Source organism: Stenotrophomonas sp. TWI700 (assembly GCF_039673645.1).
GTDB lineage: Bacteria > Pseudomonadota > Gammaproteobacteria > Xanthomonadales > Xanthomonadaceae > Stenotrophomonas > Stenotrophomonas maltophilia_AA.
In genome coordinates this window covers 1-23,640 of the sequence record NZ_JBDJMB010000023.1, presented here as the reverse complement: position 1 = coordinate 23,640, position 23,640 = coordinate 1, and the positions used below count along the sequence as shown (strand labels likewise).

Annotated in this window: 22 protein-coding genes and 1 riboswitch; of the genes, 11 read left to right on the top strand and 11 right to left on the bottom strand. The window is 68.2% G+C overall.

Translation table 11 applies throughout. The features are described 5' to 3' along the window. Positions 1-9: 9 nt before the first annotated feature. The 3 genes from ABE473_RS14860 to ABE473_RS14850 all read left to right on the top strand — a co-directional run bounded on the left by ABE473_RS14860 (position 10) and on the right by ABE473_RS14850 (position 2,783). Complete coding sequence (locus ABE473_RS14860; RefSeq protein ID WP_346490021.1) at positions 10-756, top strand: SagB/ThcOx family dehydrogenase; 747 nt, start codon at positions 10-12, stop codon at positions 754-756. Positions 757-952: 196 nt separating this feature from the next. Beyond that, on the top strand, positions 953-1,945 hold the full coding sequence (gene dusB / locus ABE473_RS14855; protein WP_179460784.1) for a tRNA dihydrouridine synthase DusB: 993 nt from the start codon (positions 953-955) through the stop codon (positions 1,943-1,945). A gap of 10 nt (positions 1,946-1,955) precedes the next feature. Further along, positions 1,956-2,783 (top strand): methyltransferase domain-containing protein, encoded by an 828-nt coding sequence (locus tag ABE473_RS14850; protein ID WP_346490020.1) that lies wholly within the window; start codon positions 1,956-1,958, stop codon positions 2,781-2,783. A 13-nt stretch (positions 2,784-2,796) separates the two neighbouring features. Here ABE473_RS14850 and ABE473_RS14845 read toward each other — a convergent pair whose 3' ends face one another. From ABE473_RS14845 to ABE473_RS14835, 3 genes are read right to left on the bottom strand one after another with little or no spacing between them, the layout of a single operon-like run. Continuing rightward, positions 2,797-3,237: a hypothetical protein gene (locus ABE473_RS14845; protein ID WP_176990374.1), complete on the bottom strand. Its 441-nt coding sequence runs from the start codon at positions 3,235-3,237 to the stop codon at positions 2,797-2,799. Next, complete coding sequence (locus ABE473_RS14840; RefSeq protein WP_346490019.1) at positions 3,234-4,310, bottom strand: metal-dependent hydrolase; 1,077 nt, start codon at positions 4,308-4,310, stop codon at positions 3,234-3,236. The genes ABE473_RS14845 and ABE473_RS14840 overlap by 4 nt, the downstream gene beginning before the upstream one ends. A gap of 48 nt (positions 4,311-4,358) precedes the next feature. After that, on the bottom strand, positions 4,359-5,201 hold the full coding sequence (locus ABE473_RS14835; RefSeq protein ID WP_346490018.1) for a UDP-2,3-diacylglucosamine diphosphatase: 843 nt from the start codon (positions 5,199-5,201) through the stop codon (positions 4,359-4,361). Positions 5,202-5,546: 345 nt separating this feature from the next. On the opposite strand from ABE473_RS14835, the gene metK reads away from it, so the two are divergent. Together metK and ABE473_RS14825 are read left to right on the top strand one after the other, a co-directional pair. Next, entirely contained in the window at positions 5,547-6,758 is a 1,212-nt protein-coding gene (gene metK / locus ABE473_RS14830; protein WP_019182462.1) for a methionine adenosyltransferase, read from the top strand. Positions 6,759-6,906: 148 nt separating this feature from the next. Further along, a complete protein-coding gene (locus tag ABE473_RS14825; RefSeq protein ID WP_179460780.1) occupies positions 6,907-7,416 on the top strand; it encodes an acyl-CoA thioesterase in 510 nt (169 codons plus the stop codon). Between the two features lie 97 nt (positions 7,417-7,513). Here the strand turns inward: ABE473_RS14825 and ppc are convergent, their stop codons facing one another. Together ppc and ABE473_RS14815 are read right to left on the bottom strand one after the other, a co-directional pair. Further along, positions 7,514-10,225 carry a phosphoenolpyruvate carboxylase gene (ppc, locus tag ABE473_RS14820; RefSeq protein ID WP_346490017.1) on the bottom strand — a complete coding sequence of 904 codons (2,712 nt, stop codon included), beginning with the start codon at positions 10,223-10,225 and terminating at the stop codon, positions 7,514-7,516. A gap of 249 nt (positions 10,226-10,474) precedes the next feature. Continuing rightward, positions 10,475-13,009: a prolyl oligopeptidase family serine peptidase gene (locus tag ABE473_RS14815; RefSeq protein WP_346490016.1), complete on the bottom strand. Its 2,535-nt coding sequence runs from the start codon at positions 13,007-13,009 to the stop codon at positions 10,475-10,477. 126 nt (positions 13,010-13,135) lie between these two features. Continuing rightward, a riboswitch (S-adenosyl-L-homocysteine riboswitch) is annotated at positions 13,136-13,225 on the top strand. Between the two features lie 35 nt (positions 13,226-13,260). On the opposite strand from ABE473_RS14815, the gene ahcY reads away from it, so the two are divergent. The 4 genes from ahcY (at position 13,261) to ABE473_RS14795 (ending at position 16,287) form a co-directional block, all read left to right on the top strand. Continuing rightward, the gene (gene ahcY, locus ABE473_RS14810; RefSeq protein ID WP_176990380.1) at positions 13,261-14,706 is read left to right on the top strand and encodes an adenosylhomocysteinase; all 1,446 of its coding nucleotides are present in this window, start codon (positions 13,261-13,263) and stop codon (positions 14,704-14,706) included. Positions 14,707-14,928: 222 nt separating this feature from the next. Next, positions 14,929-15,402: a Cys-tRNA(Pro) deacylase gene (ybaK, locus tag ABE473_RS14805; RefSeq protein ID WP_346490015.1), complete on the top strand. Its 474-nt coding sequence runs from the start codon at positions 14,929-14,931 to the stop codon at positions 15,400-15,402. Next, positions 15,402-15,917 (top strand): hypothetical protein, encoded by a 516-nt coding sequence (locus tag ABE473_RS14800; protein WP_346490014.1) that lies wholly within the window; start codon positions 15,402-15,404, stop codon positions 15,915-15,917. The genes ybaK and ABE473_RS14800 overlap by 1 nt, the downstream gene beginning before the upstream one ends. Beyond that, entirely contained in the window at positions 15,910-16,287 is a 378-nt protein-coding gene (locus tag ABE473_RS14795; protein ID WP_319213114.1) for an Imm10 family immunity protein, read from the top strand. The genes ABE473_RS14800 and ABE473_RS14795 overlap by 8 nt, the downstream gene beginning before the upstream one ends. An 87-nt stretch (positions 16,288-16,374) precedes the next feature. On the opposite strand, the gene ABE473_RS14790 is transcribed toward ABE473_RS14795, so the two are convergent. The 5 genes from ABE473_RS14790 to ABE473_RS14770 all read right to left on the bottom strand — a co-directional run bounded on the left by ABE473_RS14790 (position 16,375) and on the right by ABE473_RS14770 (position 20,747). Beyond that, positions 16,375-16,932: a DUF3228 family protein gene (locus ABE473_RS14790; RefSeq protein WP_346490013.1), complete on the bottom strand. Its 558-nt coding sequence runs from the start codon at positions 16,930-16,932 to the stop codon at positions 16,375-16,377. A 54-nt stretch (positions 16,933-16,986) separates the two neighbouring features. Then, entirely contained in the window at positions 16,987-17,727 is a 741-nt protein-coding gene (locus tag ABE473_RS14785; protein ID WP_346490012.1) for a LytTR family DNA-binding domain-containing protein, read from the bottom strand. Next, on the bottom strand, positions 17,724-18,794 hold the full coding sequence (locus tag ABE473_RS14780; protein ID WP_346490011.1) for a histidine kinase: 1,071 nt from the start codon (positions 18,792-18,794) through the stop codon (positions 17,724-17,726). Before ABE473_RS14780 ends, ABE473_RS14785 begins: the two co-directional genes overlap by 4 nt. A 20-nt stretch (positions 18,795-18,814) precedes the next feature. Further along, entirely contained in the window at positions 18,815-19,735 is a 921-nt protein-coding gene (locus ABE473_RS14775) for an alpha/beta hydrolase (RefSeq protein ID WP_346490010.1), read from the bottom strand. 121 nt (positions 19,736-19,856) lie between these two features. Next, positions 19,857-20,747 carry a TIGR01777 family oxidoreductase gene (locus ABE473_RS14770; RefSeq protein WP_346490009.1) on the bottom strand — a complete coding sequence of 297 codons (891 nt, stop codon included), beginning with the start codon at positions 20,745-20,747 and terminating at the stop codon, positions 19,857-19,859. A 125-nt stretch (positions 20,748-20,872) separates the two neighbouring features. On the opposite strand from ABE473_RS14770, the gene metF reads away from it, so the two are divergent. Continuing rightward, entirely contained in the window at positions 20,873-21,700 is an 828-nt protein-coding gene (gene metF / locus ABE473_RS14765) for a methylenetetrahydrofolate reductase [NAD(P)H] (protein WP_179460769.1), read from the top strand. A gap of 50 nt (positions 21,701-21,750) precedes the next feature. Next, positions 21,751-22,317 (top strand): hypothetical protein, encoded by a 567-nt coding sequence (locus ABE473_RS14760; RefSeq protein WP_346490008.1) that lies wholly within the window; start codon positions 21,751-21,753, stop codon positions 22,315-22,317. On the opposite strand, the gene ABE473_RS14755 is transcribed toward ABE473_RS14760, so the two are convergent. Continuing rightward, positions 22,307-23,266 carry a Nudix family hydrolase gene (locus tag ABE473_RS14755; RefSeq protein ID WP_346490007.1) on the bottom strand — a complete coding sequence of 320 codons (960 nt, stop codon included), beginning with the start codon at positions 23,264-23,266 and terminating at the stop codon, positions 22,307-22,309. The two genes, ABE473_RS14760 and ABE473_RS14755, sit on opposite strands and share 11 nt — an antisense overlap. Positions 23,267-23,640 lie beyond the last annotated feature (374 nt).

Sequence of the window (23,640 nt, the reverse complement as noted above, 5' to 3'; positions counted from 1 at the left end):
GAGGACCGCATGCCGTCACCGCCTTCCCCTTGGCAGGATGCCCCGCTGTTCCATCTGTTCTGGCACAACGGCGAGCTGAATCCCGCGCGCGCTGAAGTGATGCGCGCGCGCATCGCCGAGGATGCCGCGCGCGCCTGGTCACCACCGCGGCCCTTGCATGCAGCGGCCGGCGTCGCCCTGCCGGACCCGGTACACCCCGGCGATGCGCTGGCGCAGCGCCACAGTGGCCGTCGTTTCGGTGACGCGCGCTGGGGCGCGCAGGAACTGGGGCGCGTGCTGGCCCCGCTGCGGGCCCGGCCCGGCGACAGTGACACGCGGCGCCTGCCGTCCGGCGGTGCCAAATACCCGATCCAGGCCTATGCCGCGCTGTACGGCACCGATGACGCGATCGCCGCAGCGCCGGTCATCCATTGGTACGACCCGATCGGACATGCACTGGTGCCGGTAGGGCCCTGCCCGGCATGGCCGGCGCTGTCCAGGCTGCTCGGCGTGGACTGGCCGGAGCGGCCGGCGGCCGTGCTGTTCCTGATCGCCGAACCGGCCGGCACGCTGGCCAAGTACGGCGAGCGCGGTGGCCGCTTCGTATTGATCGAGGCAGGGGTCTGGCTGGGCGCACTGGGGCAGGAAGTGGCGGCGATGCATGCCGCCGGCTGCGCGATCGGCTCGTTCGAGGACGCCGCCGTGCTGGCCCTGCTCGGGCTGGACCCGCAGCGTCATCTGGCCGTGCTGGCCTATGCCTGTGGTCCGGCGCCCTGAGCGCGACCGTTGGTCGGTACGTTTTCGCGCGTAACCGCGACCGGTAACCGGCCAGCATCAGCCGCCGCTGGGGGCGGCGGAAGCAATCGTCAAGCATATGCTCATGACCGGAGCGCATCAGACCCTTCCGGATCGGCCTGAACGCGCGTCGGTGTCTGCTTGGTTGCCGGCCAGCGGCCGGCACTACAATGCGCACATGCAGATTGGCCCCTACAACATCCAGCCCAACGTGGTGCTGGCGCCGATGGCCGGTGTCACCGACAAGCCCTTCCGCCTGCTGTGCAAACGGCTGGGCGCGGGTCTGGCTGCCTCGGAGATGACCATCTCCGATCCGCGCTTCTGGAACACCCGCAAATCGCTCCACCGCATGGACCATGCCGGCGAGCCGGACCCGATCAGCGTGCAGATCGCCGGTACCGAGCCGCAGCAGCTGGCGGAGGCGGCGCGCTACAACGTGGACCACGGCGCGCAGATCATCGACATCAACATGGGCTGCCCGGCCAAGAAGGTCTGCAACGCCTGGGCCGGCTCGGCCCTGATGCGCGATGAAGACCTGGTCGCGCGCATCCTCACCGCCGTGGTCAACGCGGTGGACGTGCCGGTCACGCTGAAGATCCGCACCGGCTGGGATTGCGACCACCGCAATGGCCCGCTGATCGCGCGCATCGCCGAAGACAGCGGCATCGCCGCGCTGGCCGTGCATGGCCGTACCCGCGACCAGCACTACACCGGCACCGCCGAGTACGAGACCATTGCTGCGATCAAGGCCGCGCTGCGCATTCCGGTGATCGCCAACGGCGACATCGATTCACCGCAGAAAGCCGCGCAGGTGCTCAAGCAGACCGGCGTGGATGCGGTGATGATCGGGCGTGCCGCCCAGGGGCGCCCGTGGATCTTCCGCGAGGTGGCGCACTACCTGGCCACCGGCGCGCTGCTGGCGCCGCCCTCGATCGCCGAGGTGCGCGACCTGCTGCTGGGGCACCTGCACGCACTGCACGATTTCTACGGCGAGCAGCAGGGCGTGCGCATCGCGCGCAAGCACCTGGGCTGGTACGCCAAGGACCGGCCGGAGAACGCCGCCTTCCGTGCAGTGGTCAACCGCGCCGAAGACGCCGCCAGCCAGGTCGCCCTGACCACCGACTATTTCGATGCCCTCGCTGCCGGCGAGCCGCTGTCGTCCGCTGCCTGAGCCTTCCGCCATGACCCCGCCGATCACTGCACCGACCTACCTCCACGGCTTTTCCGATACCGAGCAGCACCGCCTGGTCACCCAGTCGCGCCTGTTCGAATCGAGCATCTTCAGCGGCATCGATTACAGCGGCGCGCAGCGTCTGCTGGAAGTCGGCAGCGGCGTCGGGGCGCAGACGGACATCCTGCTGCGGCGCTTCCCGGAGCTGCATGTCACCGGCGTGGACCTGAGCGAGGCGCAGCTCGCCACCGCCGCCACCAACCTGGCCAAGACGCCGTGGTGCCGCGAGCGCTACACGCTGCTGCAGGCCGATGCCGGCAACCTGCCGTTCGGCGCCCGCGAGTTCGACGCGGCGTTCCTGTGCTGGGTGCTGGAGCACGTGCCGTCACCGGCGCGGGTGCTCAACGAAGTGCGCCGCGTGCTGGTACCCGGCTCGCCGGTGTATGTCACCGAAGTGATGAACGCCTCGTTCCTGCTCGATCCGTATTCGCCGCACATCTGGCGCTACTGGATGGCCTTCAATGATTTCCAGTACGACCACGGGGGCGATCCGTTCGTCGGCGCCAAGCTCGGCAACCTGCTGCTGGCCGGCGGCTTCCGCGATGTGCACACCGAGATCAAGACCATCCACCTGGACAACCGCGAACCGGCGCGTCGCAAGACCATGATCGCGTTCTGGGAGCAGCTGCTGTTGTCGGCCGCCGATCCCCTGCTGGACGCCGGGCTGGTCGACCAGGAGACGGTGGACGGCATGCGCCGCGAGTTCAGCCTGGTCCAGAACGACCCGAACGCGGTGTTCTTCTTCTCCTTCGTGCAGGCCCGCGCGACCGTGTACTGATCGCGTCGCGGACCTACCGCGTCGCCCAGGCGATCACGGTCACCACGACCGCAGCGGCCAGCAGCAACCAGATACCGAGTCCGCCCCGGTCCCCCGGGGCCACCGTGCTGCCACCGGCGGTGTTGCGGGCGCCTTCGCGCGGCCGCGCGGTCGGCGTGCTGCCCACTTCCAGCGTACCGGTGGCCGGCCGCTGGCTGCGCTCGGTGATCTTGTTCTGCATGCGTCGCGCGCGTTCGGGATCGACCTTGCGCAGCTCGTCCAGCAGCACCTGCTGCTGGCGTTCGCGGTCCGGCTGCGCCTTGGCCTTGCGCATGATCTCGCGCAACGGCACCGCCGGCTGCTCGGCGGACCGGCCCGGGGTGAGCTCCAGCAACAGGGCGCGATACTCCGGCGGCACATCGGCCAGCCGGGTGTAGCGCGTGCCATTGATTTCCATGTCGAACCGCTCGGTCACGGTGCCTCCGTCCATCCTGCCTTGGGTGCGATGACCTCGGCGTTCGTCGGTGCGTGCCAGATGCGTTGCCACATCGCCGCGAACCGGCGTTTCACCATCGCCCTGCCCTGCTCCCCTTCATACGCCGGACGCAGCTGTCGCGGCGTGATCGCCGCCCAGCCTTCGCCATCGGCCCGCGCCACCGCGAAGGTGAAGGTGTAGTCCGGCTCCAGGCCCATGCGCAGGTCGCTGAGCCGCAGCTCGCCATCGACCACCTGCGCACGCATGAAGCCGCGGTTGAACCAGTTCAGTCGTTGCACGGCCGGCAGCGTGGCCGCCTGGCGCAGGGCCTGCACGTTGGAGGGATGGCCCTCGAAGGTCATCGGGCCGCGGTCGGCGATCAGCGAGCGCTCGCCGATCAGGTAGCCGTTGGGCGTCATCGCGACGACCTGCCAGAGCAGCGTGTTGAACGGCATCGCCACCGAGAAGCGCGGGGCATCGCCCAGGCCCATCGCGGCCAGCACACGATCAGCTTCACGATCAACGGTGTGCTTGGCCAGCAGCGACCAGCCCAGGTAGCCACTGCTGAGCACCAGGCCGGCCACCAGTGCCTTCTGCGCCAACGGCCGCGCCCGCGCGAACCACGCCACCGCGCAGGCGAGCAGCAGCCATACCGTGTACAGCGGGTCGATGATGAAGACGCTGGCCCACATCGTGGGGTGCGGGGTGAACGGCCACCACAGCTGGGTACCGTAGACGGTGAAGGCATCCAGCAGCGGATGGGTGATCAGCGCCAGCAGGATCGCCCAGAACCAGCGGCCCGGCGCCTGCGCCACGCGGCCGTGACCAAAGCGTTTGAACAGCCACCAGATCAGCGCGGCGACCCACGGCAGCACCAGCAGCGAGTGGCTGTAACTGCGGTGCTCGACCATCAGCGCCACCGGATCGGCCGCAGTGAAGGCCAGCACCAGCGCGTCCAGGTCCGGCAGGGTGCCGAGTGCGGCACCGGCCAACAGAGCAGCGCGGCGATGGCCGGCCGGGGCGATGGCGGCGGCCACTGCGCCGCCGAGTACGATCTGGGTAAAGGAGTCCATCGGCCGATGCTAGCAGCCGCAAGCGTGCGTGCGCCGGGGGCGTTGCGCTCAGGCGGCTCTGGCCCATGCGGCGTTGCCGGGCAGCGCCACCAGGGTCCGCCCGGTGTGATCCAGCAGTCGCAGGGTGCCGTCCGGATCCTCGGCGAGCACGGTCAGGCTTTCGACCCAGTCGCCGTCGTTGGCATAGATCAGTCCGTCGCGCTCCACCAGCGCCGCGCGGTGGATGTGCCCGCAGACGATGCCATCCAGGCCGCGCCGGCGCACGTCGTCCAGCCCGGCCTGGACGAAGCGCTCGATGTAGCGCTCGGCCGCGCCGCTGCGCTTCTTCAGGAATTCGGACAGGGACCAGTAGCGCTGGCCGAGCCGCCGCCGCGCCGCATTGAGCAGGTGGTTGCCGGTGAGGATGCGGTAATACAGCCAGTCGCCGAACTTCTCCTGCAGGCCGCCGAAGTGGGTGACACCGTCGTAGTCGTCGCCATGCACGACCAGCAGGCGCCGCCCGTCGGCGGTCACGTGGATCGCCCGCCGCCGCACCTGCATGGCCGGCAGCATCAACCCGCAGACCTTGCGCAGCGAGGCATCGTGATTGCCGGGGATGTAGATGATCTCGGTGCCGGCCCGCTGCAGTGCGTGCAGTGCCTGGATCACGTCGCTGTGGGCCGGCCGCCAAGCGGTCCGGCGGTGCGCCATCCACCACAGGTCGATGATGTCGCCCACCAGGTACAGGCGTTCGCAGCGCAGGTCGGCCAGGAACCGGGCCAGCTCGGCGGCGTGGCAGTGGCGAGAGCCGAGGTGGACGTCGGAAAGGAACACGGCCCGCCGATGGGGCGGCAGGGTGGTCACGGGACGCTTGGTGGCCTCCCGCACGTCGCGCTGCTCGAGATCCTGCATGGCGTGCTCCTCATGCCCGGCGGCCGGATGCGCCGAAGCCTGCGCCTGCGGCACGACAGACCGGTGGCGGTTCAACGACAGTGGGATGACGACCGGTCGGGTCCTGCGCCACGCTGCGCGGGCCGTGGGCGCCGGGAGGGCCGGGCTGCGGACCGCTGCTGCCCACTGTCACGCTGGTGGAACACTGGGCGGTGACGCTGGCCCTCAATCCCGTCACACCGGGCCCTGCGACGGGCACGCGGGCTTAACCACGGGCAACCCGTGCTGGCGCACAATGCAAGTGCGCGACTTGCCGTGTATCATTCGCGCCCATCTTTCCATCCGAATCAAAGGATATTACGCCTGATGTCCAGCTACCTGTTCACCTCCGAATCGGTCTCCGAAGGCCATCCGGACAAGATTGCCGACCAGATCTCCGATGCGGTGCTGGACGCGATCCTGACCCAGGACAAGCGTGCGCGCGTGGCCTGCGAAACCATGGTCAAGACTGGCGTGGCGATCGTCGCCGGTGAAATCACCACCAGCGCCTGGATCGACCTGGAAGCCTTGACCCGCAAGGTGATCCTGGACATCGGCTACGACAGCTCCGACGTCGGTTTCGACGGCGCGACCTGCGGCGTGCTGAACCTGATCGGCAAGCAGTCGCCGCACATCGCCCAGGGCGTGGACCGCAAGAAGCCCGAAGAAATGGGCGCTGGCGACCAGGGCCTGATGTTCGGCTATGCCACCAACGAGACCGACAGCTACATGCCGGCCGCGATCCACCTGTCGCACCGCCTGGTCGAGCAGCAGGCCAAGATCCGCAAGAAGAAGAACTCGCCGCTGTCCTGGCTGCGCCCGGACGCCAAGAGCCAGGTCACCCTGCGCTATGAAAACGGCGCCGTCTCGGCCATCGACGCGGTGGTGCTGTCGACCCAGCACGCCCCGGGCGTGAAGCAGAAGGACCTCATCGAGGCCGTCCGCGAAGAGATCATCAAGCCGGTGCTGCCGGCCAAGTGGCTGCACAAGGGCACCAAGTTCCACATCAACCCGACCGGCAAGTTCGAGATCGGCGGCCCGGTGGGCGACTGTGGCCTGACTGGCCGCAAGATCATCGTCGACACCTACGGCGGCTGGGCCCGTCACGGTGGTGGTGCGTTCTCGGGCAAGGATCCGTCCAAGGTCGACCGTTCGGCCGCCTACGCGGCCCGTTACGTCGCCAAGAACGTCGTTGCCGCCGGCCTGGCCGACCGTTGCGAAGTGCAGGTCTCCTACGCCATCGGCGTGGCCGAGCCGACCTCGATCTCGGTCACCACCTTCGGCACCGGCAAGATCAGCGATGACAAGATCGAAAAGCTGATCCGCAAGCATTTCGACCTGCGCCCGTACGGCATCATCCAGATGCTGGACCTGATCCACCCGATGTACCAGCAGACCGCCGCCTACGGCCACTTCGGCCGCAAGGCCAAGGAGTTCAGCTACACCAACGGTGCTGGCGAACAGGTCAACGCGACCGCCTTCTCCTGGGAGAAGACCGATCGCGCCGCCGCCCTGCGCGCGGATGCGAAGCTGAAGTAAGAAACACGAAGGGCCGCGCAAGCGGCCCTTCTCTTTTGCGGTCGTGCCAGCCGCTGGCCGGCAACCTCGTGACGTCCGGCAGGATCTGCCTGGCTGCAGGCCAGCGGCCGGCACTACCGGGCCTCCGATCGGCCGCTACAATCGGCCCATGCCCGAATTCAAATCCAACCAGCTGTCCATGACCGTGCTGATGTCCCCGGACATGGCCAATTTCTCCGGCAAGGTGCACGGCGGTGCGGTGCTGCGCCTGCTCGACCAGGTCGCCTACGCCTGTGCCAGCCGCTATGCCGGCAGCTACGTGGTCACGCTCTCGGTGGACCAGGTGATGTTCCGCCAGCCGATCGCGGTCGGCGAGCTGGTCACCTTCCTGGCCTCGGTGAACTACACCGGCACCTCCTCGATGGAGATCGGGGTCAAGGTGGTGGCCGAGGACATCCTCAAGCGCAGCGTGCGCCATGCCAACAGCTGCTTCTTCACCATGGTCGCGGTGGACGAGGACGGCAAGCCCACGCCGGTACCGCCACTGCAACTGGACACCAGCGACGAACGCCGCCGGCATGCCGCCGCGTTGATCCGCCGCCAGCTTCGCGAGGAGATGGAGCAGCGCCACCTGGAGCTGCTGGCGTCCAATCCGCCTGCGCCGGGCGATGCGCCATGACCAACGGTCATGGCCTACCCGGTAGGTATCGACCGTTGGTCGATGCATGCCAGATGGCGCGGGCTGCCGGCCAGCGGCCGGCACTACCGGTCATGGGTTACCCGGTGTTCTGTACGCCCTGCGAGACGCCATTCACGCAGGCCACCAGCGCACGCAGCACGTCATCGTCTTCGCCCCGGCTGTCGCGCCAGCGCCGCAGCAGGTCCACCTGCAGCACGCTGATCGGATCGATGTAAGGGTTGCGCAGCCGGATCGACAGCGCCAGACGCTGATCGTGCTGGAGCAGCTCGTCCTGCCCGGTCAGCGCGAGGATCCACTTCGAGGTGAGCTCGAGTTCACCCCGGATCTGCGGGAAGAAGCGGCCATGCAATGCACCGGACAGCTGCGAGAACTGCTCGGCGATGGTCAGGTCGCCCTTGGACAGCACCATCGCGATGTCGTCCAGGAAGGTGCTGAAGAACGGCCAGTCGCGCGCCATCTCTTTCAGAATGTCTTCGTGGCCAGCGTCGATCGCCGCCTGCAGGCCACTGCCGACGCCATACCAGCCCGGGATCACCGCACGCGCCTGGCTCCAGGCGAACACCCATGGAATCGCGCGCAGGTTGGTCAGCGCGGCATCCTCGCCCAGACGGCGCGAGGGGCGTGAGCCCAGGGTCATCCGCTCGATCACGTCGATCGGCGTGGCCAGGCGGAAGTACTGCATGAAGTCTTTCTGGCCGACGAAGGCACGGTACGCATCCGCACTCTTCTGCGCGATCAGGTCCATCACCGGGCGCCACTGGTCCTCGCGCGGCTCTGCTGCGCGCGGGCGCAGGCTGGAGCGCAGCACCGCACCGGTGGACTGCTCCAGCGAACGCAGCGCCAACGCGCGGATGCCGTACTTGCGATGGATCACTTCGCCCTGTTCGGTCACGCGCAGGCGGCCGTCGATGCTGCCGCGCGGCGAGGCATCCACAGCGTGCGTGGTCTTGCCGCCACCGCGGCTGATCGAGCCGCCACGGCCGTGGAAGAAGGTCAGCCGGATGTCGTTCTCGGCGGCGACCTCCAGCAGTTCCACCTGGGCGCGCTGCAGGCCCCAGCGCGAGGCCGCGATCCCGCCGTCCTTGCCACTGTCCGAATAGCCGAGCATCACCATCTGCACATCGCCGCGCGAGGCCAGGTGCGTGCGGTAGACCGGATCGGCGAGCAGATCGCGCAGAGTCTCGGTGCCGCGCTTGAGATCGTCCACCGTTTCGAACAGCGGGGCGATGTCGAGCGGCACCGCGCCGGCGTCATCCACCAGGCCACCGCGGCGCGCCAGCGCGAGCACCGCGAGCACGTCGCTGCGGTCATGTGCCATCGAGATGATGTAGCTGCCCAGCGCGTCGGCACCGTGCCGGTGGCGTGCATCGGCCAGGGCCGCGAACACCGCGTCCAGGCGCTCACCGCCTTCTTCACTGCTCGCCGGCAGTGCCTGCTCGCCACTGGCGAACGGGGCCAGGCGCGCCGCGCGGGTGACCGCATCGGCGGCGTCCCAGGCGTCCTGCCCATCCAGCACGCTGGCCAGCGCGCGGCCATGCACGCTGGATTCCTGGCGCACATCCAACCGCGCCAGGTGGAAGCCGAAGGTGCGTACCCGCCACAGCAGGCGACGCACCGCGAAACCGCCGGCGTGGTCGCCCTTGTTGTCGTGCAGGCTGCGCAGGATCAGCTCGATGTCGTCGGTCAGCTCCTGTGGCGATGCATACGCACCGTCCGCATCCTCCATCGTCGCCTGCACGCGCGCACGCATGCGGTCGTTGAGCAGGCGATAGGGCATGTCGGCATGCCGCGGCCGCGAGGTGACCTTGGGCAGCAATGCCTTGTAGTGATCCACGCGCGCCTGCAGCTCATCGCTGACCGCGACCCGTTCGGTGGACTGGCTCAGCAGGCTGGCCAGCTGCAGCAGGTCTTTCTGGTAGCGGCCGAGCACGGCCTGGCGCTGGGCATCGAGCGTGTTGCGGATGGTGCCGGCATCCACGTTCGGATTGCCGTCCATGTCGCCGCCCACCCACGTACCGAAGCGCAGCAGGCGCGGCAGCGGCAGTGTTTCGCCATAGGTATCCAGCAGCGCCTGCTGCAGCGATTCGTACAGCACCGGGATCACCCGGTACAGCACCTGCACCAGATAGAAGCCGACGTGTTCGCGCTCGTCTTCCACGGTCGGGCGCACCGGCGAGGAATCGGTGGTCTGCCACGAGGCGGTCAGCGCCATGCGGAAGCGCGCGGCATCGGCGGCGGCTTCACCCGGCGTGCGCTGGCCGTCGAGGTTGTCGACCAGGCTGGCCACCATCAACTGCTCTTTTTCCAGCAGCGCGCGGCGGACCGCTTCGGTCGGATGCGCGGTGAACACCGGCTCGATGTCGATGCGCGGCAGCCACTCGGCCAGTTCGGCCAGGGTCACGCCCTGCGCCTTGAGGTTGACCAGTGCATCCTGCAGGCCATCCGGCTGCGGCGTAGCAGTACCGGCGCGCTGGTAGTCGCGTCGGCGGCGGATGCGATGCACGCGCTCGGCGATGTTCACCACCTGGAAATAGGTACTGAACGCACGCACCATCGCTTCGGCGCGCGCCGGCGGCAGGCCGGTCAGTGCATCGTTGAGATAGGACAGGGGGGCGTCGCTTTCGCGGCGGGCAATGGCGCGCGTACGCACCTGTTCCACATCATCGAAAAACTGCGTGGAGACCTGCTCGGCGAGCAGGTCGCCGACCAGTGCGCCGAGTCGGCGTACATCGTCACGCAGGGGAATATCGGGAGTGGCAAAAACGATGCTGCTACGGTACTCGTTCATCTGCGACGCACTGGCCTCGGGAACGGAATCCGCTCAAGCCTACCCCACATTGAGGTCGTTGCTGCGTCGCGCAAATAGTTACATCTGGTAGTGCCGGCTGCTGGCCGGCAGGTGCCGATCATTTCTGGTACCGGCCAACGGCCGGTACCTACCCGTCATTTTCCGTGGATGCCAACCGGTCGGCATCCACGATCAAGATCTGCATCGGCTCGTAGCCGGTCCCGCCGCGGCGGGACCGGCTGGGTGTGGTCAGCGCTTCTTCTTGACCGGCTTGCCCTCGCCCACGGTCTGCTCCAGCCAACGCTCGCTTTCCGCCAGCATGGTCATGATCGATTCGCGCGCGCGGTAGCCATGCGATTCGTTCGGCAGCATCACCAGCCGCGAGGTACCGCCCAGCCCCTTCACCGCGGCGAACATGCGCTCGCTCTGGATCGGGAACGTGCCGGAGTTGTTGTCGTCCACGCCGTGGATGAAGAGGATCGGGTCCTTGATCCTGTCGGCGTAGTTGAACGGCGACATCTTCTGGTAGACATCCTGCGCCTGCCAGTAGTTGCGCTCCTCGGCCTGGAAGCCGAACGGGGTCAGTGTGCGGTTGTAGGCACCGCTGCGTGCGATGCCGGCCTTGAACAGGCGGGTATGCGCGAGCAGGTTGGCGGTCATGAACGCACCGTAGGAGTGACCGCCGATCGCGATGTGCTCACGATCGGTCACGCCACGCCGCACCACTTCGTTCACGGCCGCCTCGGCATTGGCGATCAGCTGCGGCAGGTAGGTGTCGTTCGGTTCCTTGTCGCCCTCGCCGATGATCGGCATCGACGGGCTGACCAGCACCGCGTAGCCCTTGGCCAGGAACGCCTGCGGGCCCCAGTAGCTGATCGCGTTGAAGCGGTACGGCGAATCAGTGACCTGGCTGGCGGCTTCCGCCGTCTTGAACTCGCCCGGGTAGGCCCACATCAGCAACGGCAGCGGACCATCCTTCTTCGCGTTGTAGCCCGGCGGCAGCATCAGCGTGGCGGTCAGGTCGACGCCATCGTTGCGCTTGTAGCGGATCTGCTCCTTGCTCACCCCCCGCAGCTGCGGCAGCGGGTGCTGGAAGTGGGTCAACGCCGTTGGCGCCGCGGTGGCATCGGCCAGCGACTGCACGTAGAAGTTGGCCGGCTCATCGGGCGATTCACGGGTCAGCAACAGCGAGGTGCCTTCCTGGTCGAGCAGGGCCACCGGCGCGGCATAGGACGGGGCCTGCGAGTGGAACAGACGCGTGGTCTGCTTGCTGTCCAGATCGAAGCGATCCACGAACGGACGGTCGCCTTCCGGCGAGGCACCCAGCCCGTACAGGAAAATGCTGCGGCCATCGGCACTGACCTGCAGACGCGAGCGACCGTTGACGTCGCGCACCAGGCCGGGGCGGCCCGGGTCGTTGTAGCGGTCCTGCGAGGAACGCGCCGACAGCAGCTCGGCCGCCTTCTCCGGCTGGTCCGGTGCGATCCGCCACTGCTTGACCTCGCGGTTCTTCCACCACGACTCGTTGAGCAGGGCCAGATCGCCACGGCCCCACTGGATGCCTGCATAGCGGCTGCCCAGCTGTGCCAGCGTCACCGGCGGCGTGTCGAAGGGGGCGGCCTGCATCAGCACCGCATCGCGCACCTTGGCCTCGCGGTTCGGGTCGCCGCCGTCCTGCGCTTCGGCCCAGACCAGGGTCGCCGGCGCATCGGCGCGCCAGTCGATCCGGCGCACGCCGGTGGCCACCGCATCGTTGCCGGTCGGCAGGCCTTCCTTCAACGGCAGGTTGGCCACGGTGTGTTCGAGCTTGCCGTCCAGGGCGGACAGCACTTCGATGCGACGCGCGAACGCACTCGCCGGCACCAGGTAGGAGTACGGGCGCACGACGCGCTCGCTCAGCAGGTAGCGGCCATCCGGGGAAAGGGTGACATCCCAGTAGACCCCACCGCTGGACAGCGGCGTGGTCACGCCGTTGAGCGCGACCTTGGCCGGCTGCGCGCTGGCGTAGTAATCGAACAGGCGCGCGTCGGCCTCGTTCTTGAGCATGTCCTGGTAGGTGCGGATCGTGCGGACGCCGGCGTCGGCCTCGGTCTGCTGGATCGCCGGGCCGGTCGGAATGCCGCCGGCGGCCGGTGCCGGACCCTGGCCCTTGAGCTGTTGCATCACCAGCAGGCCGCGGCTGTCGGGCTGCCAGCTGTAGCCATCGCCCATCACCGTGTTCAGGTCACCGACCAGGCGGCGCGCCGAACCGGCCTCGACATCGACGATCCACAGTTCATTGGTCCCGGTGGCGGCGTGCACCTGGTTGAAGGCGATGTACTTCTGGTCCGGCGACCAGGCGAAGGTGGCGATCGACAATGGCTGCGGCAGTCCAGTGATCTGACGCTCTTTGCCGTCGGCCACGCTCATCAGCCACAGCTTGTCGGCGAAGCTGAAGCGGCTGGCCGAATGCGTGGCCGGGTTGATGCGCAGGCCGGCCAGCTTCAATTCGGGCTGGGCGACGTCGTTGATCGACGGCAGCGCAGGGGTCTGCAGCAGCGCGGCCAGGTCACGGCGCGGGGACAGGCTCAGGGTCGGGGCACGCGGCGCATCGACCACGGCCTGCAGGGCCGGCGACGGCAACTGGTAGCCGCCCTGATCGCCCTTGGTGGGGGCCACGGTCTGCGCAGTGGTCTTCGCGGCCGGGGCGGCGGCCAGCGCCATCGGCGGCACCGCCAGCAGGGCCAGCCCGAGGATCAAGGTATGGCGCCACTGGGGAGCGCGTCGACCGGGGGTGCGTGTCATGTTCTGTGCCTGTGCTGATACGAACCCCCGACCTTAACAGCCGGGCGCCGATCGCCCCCCTGCCGATGGTTGGGGGCGGGGACCGATTCATGCCAATGCAGCGGGCCGCGATATAATGGGCGACCCTCCACCGAGGGGCGCTGCGACCGTTCCGGACCTTGTCCGGGGGCGGCCAGGCTCGGTGGCCAGGATTGGTTCCAACGGCGCCCGGCGAACACGAGTATCGACTCGTCATTACACCGGAGCTTTGAATGAACGCTGTTGCCAAGACCTTCTCCACCGAAGGCGATTACAAGATTGCGGATATCTCCCTGGCCGATTGGGGCCGCAAGGAGCTGGACATCGCCGAGCATGAAATGCCGGGCCTGATGTCGATCCGCCGCAAGCACGCCGCCACCCTGCCGCTGAAGGGCGTGCGCGTAACCGGCTCGCTGCACATGACCATCCAGACCGCGGTGCTGATCGAGACCTTGAAGGACATCGGCGCCGACGTGCGCTGGGCCTCGTGCAACATCTTCTCGACCCAGGACCACGCCGCCGCGGCGATCGCCGCGTCCGGTACCCCCGTGTTCGCCTGGAAGGGCGAGTCGCTGGAGGAATACTGGGACTGCACCCTGGACGCGCTGACCTTCACCCTGCCCGACGGCACCCTGACCGGTCCGGAACTGGTGGTGGACGATGGCGGCGACGTGACCCTGCTGATCCACAAGGGCTACGAGCTCGAAAACGGCAGCACCTGGGTCGATGAAAAGGCCGCCTCGCACGAAGAACAGGTCATCAAGAACCTGCTCAAGCGCGTGGCCAAGGAGCGCCCGGGTTACTGGGGCCGCGTGGTCAAGGACTGGAAGGGCGTCTCCGAAGAGACCACCACCGGCGTGCACCGCCTGTACCAGCTGGCCCAGGCCGGCACCCTGCTGATCCCGGCGATCAACGTCAACGACTCGGTCACCAAGAGCAAGTTCGACAACCTGTACGGCTGCCGCGAGTCGCTGGCCGATGGCCTGAAGCGCGCGATGGACGTGATGCTGGCCGGCAAGGTCGCCGTGGTCTGCGGCTACGGTGACGTGGGCAAGGGCTGCGCCGCTTCGCTGCGTGCTTACGGCGCGCGCGTCGTGGTCACCGAGATCGATCCGATCTGTGCCCTGCAGGCTGCGATGGAAGGCTTCGAAGTCAACACGATCGAATCCACCCTGGGCCGTGCCGACCTGTACGTCACCACCACCGGCAACAAGGACATCATCCGCATCGAGCACCTGAGCGCGATGAAGGACCAGGCCATCGTCTGCAACATCGGCCACTTCGACAACGAGATCCAGGTCGATGCGCTGGTCGGCTTCCCGGGCGTGCAGCACGTCAACATCAAGCCGCAGGTGGACAAGTACGTCTTCCCGAACGGCAACGCGATCTTCCTGCTGGCCGAAGGCCGCCTGGTCAACCTGGGCTGCGCCACCGGCCACCCGAGCTTCGTGATGTCCAACTCGTTCGCCAACCAGACGCTCGCGCAGATCGACCTGTGGGCGAACAAGGACAGCTACGAGAAGAAGGTGTACCTGCTGCCGAAGAAGCTGGACGAGGAAGTCGCGCGTCTGCACCTGGAAAAGATCGGCGTGAAGCTGACCACCCTGAGCCAGGAACAGGCCGATTACATCGGCGTGCCGGTGGATGGTCCGTTCAAGCCGGAGCATTACCGCTACTGATCGGCATGCCGGTCCAGTTGCGTTGAAAACAGACGGGCGCCGAAAGGCGCCCGTTTTTGTTGGGTTGAACGCCGTCACGACCAACGGTCGTGACCTACCAGGTGGCGGACATTGACCGTTCGTCGGCGCGCAGAACACGGTAGGTACCGACCGTTGGTCGGTACGGCTGTTCCGATAGCCTGGGTCAAGCCGACATGCCGTACCCCACGCTACGATGCCGCCATGACCCCCGCCATCAATCTATTGAAGAAGTCCGGCATCGCGCACAGCGTGCTGTCCTATCACCATGACGCCGCCGCCGAATCCTACGGTGGCGAGGCAGTGCAGCAGCTCGGGCTGGATCCGGCGCAGGTGTTCAAGACGCTGCTGGCAAGCACCGAGACGCACGAGCTGCTGGTGGCGATCGTACCGGTGAGCGGCACACTGGACCTCAAGGCACTCGCCGCAGCGGCCGGCTGCCGGAAGTGCGGGATGGCCAACGCCGAAGCGGCGCAGCGCGCGACCGGTTACCTGGTCGGCGGCATCAGCCCATTGGGGCAGAAGAAGAGGCACCGCACCTTCCTCGATGCCAGCGCACGGGCGCTGCCAGTGCTGCACTTCAGCGCCGGGCGGCGTGGGCTGGAGGTGGCGCTGGCACCGGCCGATCTGCTGCAGCTCACCGGCGGATGCTATGCCGCCATCGGCAAGGCCCGGTGATGCGCTGGCCTTTCAACCGGGACCCATCCGCCCCCACCGAGGGACCTGGCGCGCAGCACCTGCAGGCGCTGCTGTCGTCAGAGCCTGACCGCATCTACAGCGCGGCCTGCGCCATCGCCCAGCTCCGTGATCCGGCCGAGTTGGACGCGCTTTCGCCGTGGGTCGAACGGATCGAGCGCGCCACCGCGCACATCGCGCTGGGTGGCGCCCTGTTCGCCAATAACCATCACCTGCAGTTCGCGCTGCGCCGGCTGCGCTTCTGGCGGGACCGGGCCGGCTGCCTGTGTGCGCTTTACCCACACTACCCGTTCTTCGATCCGCGTCGGGAAGCCACGCGCGGGCATGTGGTCATCGATGCCGTGGGTGAAGCCGAGGGCGGCTGGGGCGAGGCCCATTCGGTCACCTGCGTGGACTGCGCAACGCACTGGCTGGCCACCGACCGCGAGTATCACTACCCTTGGTGGGAGTGGACACTGACCCTTCCAACCGTTGACGGACACCCATCGCATGCATGACTTCATTGCCGCCGTCATCCACGTCGGCGCGGACGACGGCGTGCTGATGGCCGGCCTGGCCGACCACGCACACGACACCCGCCGCTACCTGCTGCTGCAGAAGGCCGAGCATCCCGATGCGCAGGACATCGCCCTGGGCCAGGATGGCGTGCATGTCTGCCTGCACGCGCAGGCACGCTCGGCCTACGGTGGCATCCACTCTGCGCAGCTCTCGGCGGACGCACTGGCGCTGCACCTGGATGCCATCACCACCGATGCGCTGGGCCTGGCGGCCTCGCCGCTGCGCATCGCACTGGTGGCCGCACCCGAGGAATTGGCCGCATTCGCCGCGATGCTCCGGCGCATGGGCATCAAAGTGGACGCTTCATAGACCTGTAGAGCCACGCCATGCGTGGCTGCGTTTCGCCCCGGTCCGCGTACAGCCACCCATGGGGTGGCTCTACAGGGGAGGCGTGCGTTAGGGACGCCAGTTGGCGTTGCGGTCCCAGAACGTCACCGCGCGCTGATACGCCTCGCGATCCAGCGGCACACCCGAACCGCCCTCTTCCACGCCCAGCGCATTGCGCATCATGGTGATCGGCGCCATCGGCACTTCTTCCGGTTCGGCGGTGTAGATGCAGCCGACGATGCCCCAGTCCGCGTCGATGGGCGAGCCTTCCTTGGCCAACTGCCCGGCGCTGTACAGGATGACGACCAGGTAGTTCGCACGCGGCGATTCCACGCCTTCAAACCAGCGCACCAGCACTGGCAGCTCGTCGCGGTTGCGCGCTTCATACCCGCTGCGCAGCTGGTGGCGGTTGGCCTCGGTGATCGGCACGGTCAGGCAGCGTGTGGAGGTCCAGTTCTCATACACATGCAGCTTGCAGAACGGCGCATAGCCATCGAGCACCTTCAACGGCGCGTGCGTGTTGAGGTGCTGTTCGAACTGCTCGGCACTGCAGTCCTGGATGGTGTTGCCACGCGGGACACGCGGGAACAGGCGGGGACGGGCGAACGCAGTGAGGACGATGGACATGGGCACGGTCAGGCGATGGAAATCCCGCACAGGGTAACGCGTGCGGCACGTGCCCTACAGCGCCAGCCGCTCACGCAGCTCGCGCGCTTGCCGCCGCGAGACCTCGACCTGGCTGCCGTCATCCAGGGTCAGGTCGTAGCCATCGCCCAGGGATGGCTCGATCGCCCGCACGCGACGCAGGTTGACCAGGGTGTTGCGGTTGGCGCGGAAGAACAGCGCCGGCGACAGCCGCGCTTCCAACGTACTGAGGCTGCGTGCCAGCACCGCGTTCTGGTCGCGGAACCACAGCCGTGCATAGTTGCCATCGACCACAACCTTGCGGATCTCGCCGAGCGCCACGAACCAGCAGCGTTCGCCATCGCGCAGGAACACCTGATCGTCGGCACCCAGCGCATCGCGCACGCTGTCCGTCGCAGGGGGGGCGGCCGGTGCCGGGAGGCGCTCCCGACCGCGTTCCAGCGCCGCCTGCAGGCGGCCTGCCTCCACCGGCTTGACCAGGTAGTCGAGTGCGTTGGTTTCGAAGGCGCGCACCGCGTACTGGTCGTAGGCCGTGACGAACACCACCATCGGTACCGTCTCCAGTCCGTCGAGCACATCGAAGCCTTCGCCCGAGGGCATCTGCACATCGAGCAGGACCAGGTCGGGCTGCTCGCGCAGGATCGCCTCGCGTGCCGCGGGCACGTCGTCGGCCTCACCAACACACTCCACCCACGGGATCGCCGCCAGCAGGGTGCGCAGCTCGCGGCGCGCCAACCGCGCATCGTCCACGATCAAGACGCGCAGTGAAGCACTCATTGCTGCACCTCCAACCGGGCCAGCATGCGCTCGCCCTGACGCTCCAGCAGGAACGTGCCCCGACTGGAGGGTGATGGCGTCGCGTCGATGCCGATCTGCGCGCGCAGATACGCCAGCCCGATGCCGTGGCCTTCGCTGCTGGCGTCGTGCGCGACGGGATTGTCCACCTCCACCCGCAGCCGGTCGCCCTCGAGGTGCGCGCGGAGATGCAGCTCTCCACCGCCGGGATGGACCGCGATGCCGTGCTTGATCGCGTTCTCCACCAGCAGCTGCAGCGCCATCGGGGGCAGCCGCGCGGACAGCGCCGCCGGATCGATGTCGGTGTGCACCCGCAGGCGGTCTTCGTAGTGGATCACCTCCACCGCCAGGTAGTCCTGCACCACGCGCCATTCCTCGGCCAAGGTGACCCAGTCACCGTCGGTGTGCACCAGGGCATGGCGCAGCGTGCTGGACAGATGGGTGACCATCGCGCGTGCCCGTGCCGGATCTTCGTTGATCAGCGCGCGCAGGTTGTTGAGGGCATTGAACACGAAGTGGGGATTGAGCCGCGCACGCAGCGCCTGGTGCTCCAGTGTCGCCCGCTGCGCTTCGGCGCGCAGCTGCGCCATCTCGCTGTGCCGCGCACGCTGCAACGCGCGGCGGCCGGTCCACAGCGCGCACCACACGCCCAGCACGATGGCGGTATTGAACCAGTAACCGAAGACCGCGGCCGGGCGATAGTTCGCGCGCTGTCCCGGCAGCTGTACCCAGTCCCAGGCCAACGCGGGCAACAGCGCGGTGGCGGTGAGCAACTGGGTAGCCGCCGCCACGATCACCACCGCGAGCAGCAGCCGCCACGTCAGTCCAAGGAGATCGCGCTGCAACCAGTCATGCCGCAGCGCCCAGCCGCGGATGAACGCGCTGCCCACCCACAGGGAAAGCGACACCATTACAGAGATCAGTACGATGCCGGACCAGTGCCCTCCGTAGGTGAGCCCGAGCAGCAGGCTCACGCCAAGGTAGGCCAACCAGACCGCGCTGTTGCGCCACCAGAAACCGGTATCGCGTGCCGTCCGCTTCTCGCTCATCGTCTCCACGCTGCTACCGGTCAGGGCGCCACAGGCAGATCAAGGAAGCCCCGGATCTGCGTCTGCAGCCAGCGCGGATCATCCCACATCAGGAAGTGGTAGCCGGCGCGGCTCATCTCGATCCGCACGCCGGGCAGCGCGGCGTACTGGGTCGTAAACACCTGCCGCGTGCTGGCTTCGGTCGCACCGAACGGCTGATAGGCCGCCCACGCGCCCAGCACCAGCACCGGCGTGGTGATGCCGGCGATCGGCTCGCGCAGGTCGGTCATCGTCATCGAATACATCGCGTTGGCGGTGGTGGCGCGGTCACTGTCGCGTCCCCATTGCTTCAAGGTCGCGACGTGCCCGGGGGCGTGCGCCATGTTGGCGACCGCGGCATCGGTCTGCGCCGCGTACTGCGTGGCGTCGGCGGCGAGCATGCCGGCCCGCATCTGCTCGGCGATCGGCGTGAGCGTGGCAGGCGTTGCCGCCGGATTCTGGACCGCGCCGAAGTACGGCAGGGCATCGACGATCACCAGTGGTCCGATCTTCCGTGGCGCCGCGATCGCCATCTGCAGCGCCAGTACACCACCGAGGCTGTGGCCGATCACGACCGGATGATCGAGCCTGCGGTCCGCGCTGTAGGCCAGCAGGCGGTCGCGCATGGCGCTTAGGAAATCATCGCTGGCCACGGCGGGCGCGCCGGCAAAGCCCGGCAGCTGGATCAGATGGCATTGCACCTGCGGCTGCAGCGCGGCGCAGGTCTCGCGCCAGACCTCGGCTCCGCTGTTCAGGCCCGGGATCATCAGCACCGGCCGGCCGCTGCCGATCACCTCGACCTGCAGATCCTGGAAGCGCTCGGTGGCCGCATGGGCCGGGCTGACCAGCGTGGCCCATGCGGTGAGGGCAAGCGCGGCCAACGGCGCGAGGGAGTGGATACGGCGGTGGCGGACGGTCGACATGGCAGGCTCCTGCTGGGTGAGCAGGGAGACTGGCGCGGGTCGAGGCGGCGGGGGTAATTACATGAGCAGCGGCCGTGGACAGGCGATGAGCGGTCGCGTGAGGCGGATGAACATCCGCGCCTCAGCGTTCCGGCGCGCCCACGATCGCCTGCAGCGCCTCCGGCAGCGTCGGATACTGGAACGCGAAGCCCTCGGCCAAGGCGTGCACCGGCTGCACGTTCTGTCCGGTCAGCAGCAACCCGGCCATTTCACCGAAGCCCAGCTTCAGCGCGAAGGCCGGGGTGGTCAGCCGCGCGGGGCGGTGCAGCACCTCGCCCAGCGTGGCGGCGAAGGTCCGGTTGGTGACCGTGCCGGGCGCGGTGCCGTTGTAGGCGCCGCGCGCCTGATCGCGGGTCAGCAGCCACAGGATCATCCCGACCAGGTCCTCGCGATGGATCCAGCTCATCCACTGCCGGCCATCGCCCATCGGCCCGCCGAGCCCCATCCGGAACGGTGGCAGCATCTTCTGCAGTGCGCCGCCCTCGCGTTCGAGCACGATGCCGGTCCGCAGCACGCAGGTGCGCACGCCCAGATCCTCGGCCTTGAGCGCCTCGGCTTCCCACTGCCGGCACAGCATCGCCGCGAAGTCATGGCCGGGCGAGGCCGTCTCATCCAGCGGCGTGCTGTCGCGGGGGCCGTACCAGCCGATCGCCGAGCCGGACACCAGCACCCTGGGGCGCTCGGGCAACGCGGTCATCCACGCCAGCAGCGCCTGTGTGGTGCCGATCCGGGACGCGCGCAGCGCCTGCTTGCGTGCATCGGTCCAGCGGCCGTCCATCAATGGCTCGCCCGCCAGATTGACCACGGCCTGGACGGGGCCGACCTCCGCCAGCGCCGCAACGCTGCGTACGCCCGGCTGCGGGTCATGGCCGGGGCGGCGGGTCAGGACGATCGGGTCATGGCCATCGGCCAGCAGACGCGTGCACAGGCGGCGTCCGATGAAGCCGGTGCCACCGGTGACGAGAATCTGCATGGCCGTGCTCCGTTGAAGTTCACGGTCACTGTACCCGGCGCCGTGTGCAGACGACATGCCGCGCACTTCACATTCATCGCGATGAAGAGATATGATTCACCCACACCCGCCGACGCGCCCCGCCCATGACTGCCATCAGCTTCGAGTTCTATCCGCCCAAGACCGACGAGCAGCGTGCCCAGCTGGACCGGACCGCGGCCAGGCTCAAGGTATTCGCGCCGGAATATGTGTCGTGTACGTTCGGTGCCGGCGGCTCGACGCTCAGCTACACCTCCGAGACCGTCCGTCACCTCAAGCAGCACCATGGCTTCGACGCGGCTCCGCACCTGTCCTGTGTCGGTGGCAGCCGCGAGGAGATCCGCGAACTGCTCAAGCTGTACCGCGCGATCGGCTGCCGCCGTATCGTCGCCCTGCGCGGTGACCTGCCCTCGGGCATGGGCCATCCCGGCGACCTGCGCTATGCCTCCGAACTGATCAGCTTCATCCGCGCCGAGCACGGCGATGCGTTCCGGATCGAAGTGGGCGCGTATCCGGAGACCCACCCGCAGGCCAACGACGCGCTGCTGGACCTGAAGCACTTCAAGACCAAGATCGACGCCGGCGCCGATGCGGCGATCACCCAGTACTTCTTCAATGCCGACGCCTACTTCCACTTCGTCGATGCAGTGCGCAAGCTGGGCGTCACCGTGCCGATCGTGCCGGGCATCATGCCGATCTCCAATTTCAGCCAGCTGCGGCGCTTCTCCGAGCAGTGCGGCGCGGAAATCCCGCGCTGGATCGGCAAGCGCATGCAGGCCTACGGTGACGATGCCGAATCGGTGCGCGCGTTCGGTGCCGAAGTGGTGGCCAGCCTGTGCGAACGGCTGGTCGCCGGCGGCGCGCCCGGCCTGCACTTCTACACCCTCAACCTGGCCAAGCCGACCACCCAGGTGCTGAAACTCCTGCGCAGCTGAGCCGGCGACGCATCGCTTGCAGATAACGCGCGCGCCGCTACGCTGCTGCGATGAAACCGCTCGTGTGGCTCCTGCTGTGTGCGCTGTGCCTGCCCTCTCCGCCTGCCCTGGCGCAGGCGCCGCAGCGCGTGAACCGCTGCACCAATGCCCAAGGCGAAACCGTCTTCACCGATCGCCGCTGCGATGCACTGGGTGCCACCTCCCGGATGCCCCCGCGCACCGCGAGCGTGGGCAACACCGGCATCTACCGCGCGGGCTGCGCGCGCCGGCTCAGTGAACTGACCGGGCAGATCCGCGACGCGGTCAGCGCCCAGGACGTGAACCGGCTGTCCTCGATCTACCTCTGGAGCAACGTCTCCAACGCCACCGCGAACCACATCATCGGGCGGCTGGAATCGGTGGTGCAGCGCCCGCTGATCGACATCGCGCCGGTCTATCCGGAAAGCGCGCCTGTGATGGTGGACCCGGCGCTCGCCGCTGCAGGCCCTGTGGAGGCTCCCTCGCGTCCCCGCCCGGTCGGCCTGCGCATTGAACAGACCCTCGGCAACACCGCCACCCCGGCTCGCACCGTGTTCGGCCTGCGCCGTCAGTACGGCTGCTTCTGGATCACGCTGTAGCCGGCCACAGCGACCGGATCGCCGCGATGCCCTGCGCACCGTGGCGGCGCGCCTCCTCGATATCGCCGGGGCCCATTCCGCCCAACGCATACAGCGGCAACGACACCTGCTCGCGCAGCGCCTCGAAGGCCTCCCAGCCCAGCGGCGTGGCGTCCGGATGGCTGGCCGTCGCCTGCACCGGTCCCAGCACCGCGAAAGCACAGCCCAGCCGCTGCGCCGCCTGCAGCTGCGCCAGATCGTGGCAGGACGCCGCCACCAGCTGGCCCGCCGGCAGCGGCCGCGCATCCAGCGCCAGCAACTGCTCACTGCCCAGATGCACCCCGACCCCCAGCCGTCCGGCCAGGTCGATGTCCCGGTTCAGCAGCCACTGGGTGCGCGCTCCATGCTGCTGGATCACGCGTTCGGCCAGCGCCACCCGCGCCGGGCTGGACGGCGTGCGCAGCTGTACCCGGCGCACTCCGCTCTCCAGGGCCTGCGCCAGGCGCCCCAGCCAGGCCTGGTGGACGCTGTCCTCCTCGCCCTCCGGCTCCGGCGTGATCAGATACCGGTCCGGCTGCCGCAACGCCGCGACCACCGGCAGGTCCGCCGGCGGCATCGAATACCGGTGCAGCTTGTCCGGCGCCACCCAGGTGATCGCCTGGCCCTCCCGGCCACGCGGCGAGCCCTTCCAGCCCTGGATCCGGCGCACCTCCAGCCGGAGCCGCTTGTCCGGATAGATCTGCGGCACGTCCATGATCCACTCACCGACCTCGGCCTCGATCCCCAGCTCCTCGCGCAGCTCCCGCACCAGCGCCTCCTCGGAGGTCTCGCCGGGCTCCCGCTTGCCACCCGGGAACTCCCACAGGCCGGCCATATCGCGGTTCTCGGTACGACGGTTGAGCAGGATGCGGCCGCGGGCGTCGGTGATGACGCCGGCCACGACATGGATCGAACGAAGGGGAGATGACATACCCGGAGGATGCCCAAACCGGGGCACGTGACGCAATGCCCGCCGGTTGGTCGTCCAGGCGCGGTGTGGATCGGGTGGCGTCTCCGCTTGGGGCTGCCGCGAGCGTAAGGGCCCCGCAGCGACCCGCAGGCCCCTCGGCAAATGTCCCCCGGCCGCCGCCTGATGGCGACGGCCTCCTCCTTGATTTTGCCCAGGAGCCTGCCGGCCGCTACGGGGCTCGCGCGCGGTAGGAGTGCGGAAAAGCGGACCTTGCTGTTGGGCGCCAGTAGTCTCGATACGTGGGGGGCGGGTGCGGTGTGGGGGAAAAAAAGGAGGCGGGGCCCGCCGCCGGCCCGCCCCCGGGGGCCGTGGCCGCACACCGCCACGCGGCCCCC

What these genes read in the sequence shown, in the direction of transcription:
- ABE473_RS14780 (WP_346490011.1), bottom strand. Translation starts at nt 18,794, where the DNA reads ATGAGCGAGAAGCGGACGGCACGCGATACCGGTTTCTGGTGGCGCAAC.
- ABE473_RS14760 (WP_346490008.1), top strand. Translation starts at nt 21,751, where the DNA reads ATGAAACCGCTCGTGTGGCTCCTGCTGTGTGCGCTGTGCCTGCCCTCT.
- ppc (WP_346490017.1), bottom strand. Translation starts at nt 10,225, where the DNA reads ATGAACGAGTACCGTAGCAGCATCGTTTTTGCCACTCCCGATATTCCC.
- ABE473_RS14835 (WP_346490018.1), bottom strand. Translation starts at nt 5,201, where the DNA reads ATGCAGGATCTCGAGCAGCGCGACGTGCGGGAGGCCACCAAGCGTCCC.
- ABE473_RS14840 (WP_346490019.1), bottom strand. Translation starts at nt 4,310, where the DNA reads ATGGACTCCTTTACCCAGATCGTACTCGGCGGCGCAGTGGCCGCCGCC.
- ABE473_RS14815 (WP_346490016.1), bottom strand. Translation starts at nt 13,009, where the DNA reads ATGACACGCACCCCCGGTCGACGCGCTCCCCAGTGGCGCCATACCTTG.
- ABE473_RS14795 (WP_319213114.1), top strand. Translation starts at nt 15,910, where the DNA reads ATGCATGACTTCATTGCCGCCGTCATCCACGTCGGCGCGGACGACGGC.
- ABE473_RS14770 (WP_346490009.1), bottom strand. Translation starts at nt 20,747, where the DNA reads ATGCAGATTCTCGTCACCGGTGGCACCGGCTTCATCGGACGCCGCCTG.
- metF (WP_179460769.1), top strand. Translation starts at nt 20,873, where the DNA reads ATGACTGCCATCAGCTTCGAGTTCTATCCGCCCAAGACCGACGAGCAG.
- ABE473_RS14860 (WP_346490021.1), top strand. Translation starts at nt 10, where the DNA reads ATGCCGTCACCGCCTTCCCCTTGGCAGGATGCCCCGCTGTTCCATCTG.
- ABE473_RS14785 (WP_346490012.1), bottom strand. Translation starts at nt 17,727, where the DNA reads ATGAGTGCTTCACTGCGCGTCTTGATCGTGGACGATGCGCGGTTGGCG.
- ABE473_RS14850 (WP_346490020.1), top strand. Translation starts at nt 1,956, where the DNA reads ATGACCCCGCCGATCACTGCACCGACCTACCTCCACGGCTTTTCCGAT.
- ahcY (WP_176990380.1), top strand. Translation starts at nt 13,261, where the DNA reads ATGAACGCTGTTGCCAAGACCTTCTCCACCGAAGGCGATTACAAGATT.
- ABE473_RS14800 (WP_346490014.1), top strand. Translation starts at nt 15,402, where the DNA reads ATGCGCTGGCCTTTCAACCGGGACCCATCCGCCCCCACCGAGGGACCT.
- dusB (WP_179460784.1), top strand. Translation starts at nt 953, where the DNA reads ATGCAGATTGGCCCCTACAACATCCAGCCCAACGTGGTGCTGGCGCCG.
- ABE473_RS14790 (WP_346490013.1), bottom strand. Translation starts at nt 16,932, where the DNA reads ATGTCCATCGTCCTCACTGCGTTCGCCCGTCCCCGCCTGTTCCCGCGT.
- ABE473_RS14775 (WP_346490010.1), bottom strand. Translation starts at nt 19,735, where the DNA reads ATGTCGACCGTCCGCCACCGCCGTATCCACTCCCTCGCGCCGTTGGCC.
- ABE473_RS14825 (WP_179460780.1), top strand. Translation starts at nt 6,907, where the DNA reads ATGCCCGAATTCAAATCCAACCAGCTGTCCATGACCGTGCTGATGTCC.
- metK (WP_019182462.1), top strand. Translation starts at nt 5,547, where the DNA reads ATGTCCAGCTACCTGTTCACCTCCGAATCGGTCTCCGAAGGCCATCCG.
- ybaK (WP_346490015.1), top strand. Translation starts at nt 14,929, where the DNA reads ATGACCCCCGCCATCAATCTATTGAAGAAGTCCGGCATCGCGCACAGC.
- ABE473_RS14755 (WP_346490007.1), bottom strand. Translation starts at nt 23,266, where the DNA reads ATGTCATCTCCCCTTCGTTCGATCCATGTCGTGGCCGGCGTCATCACC.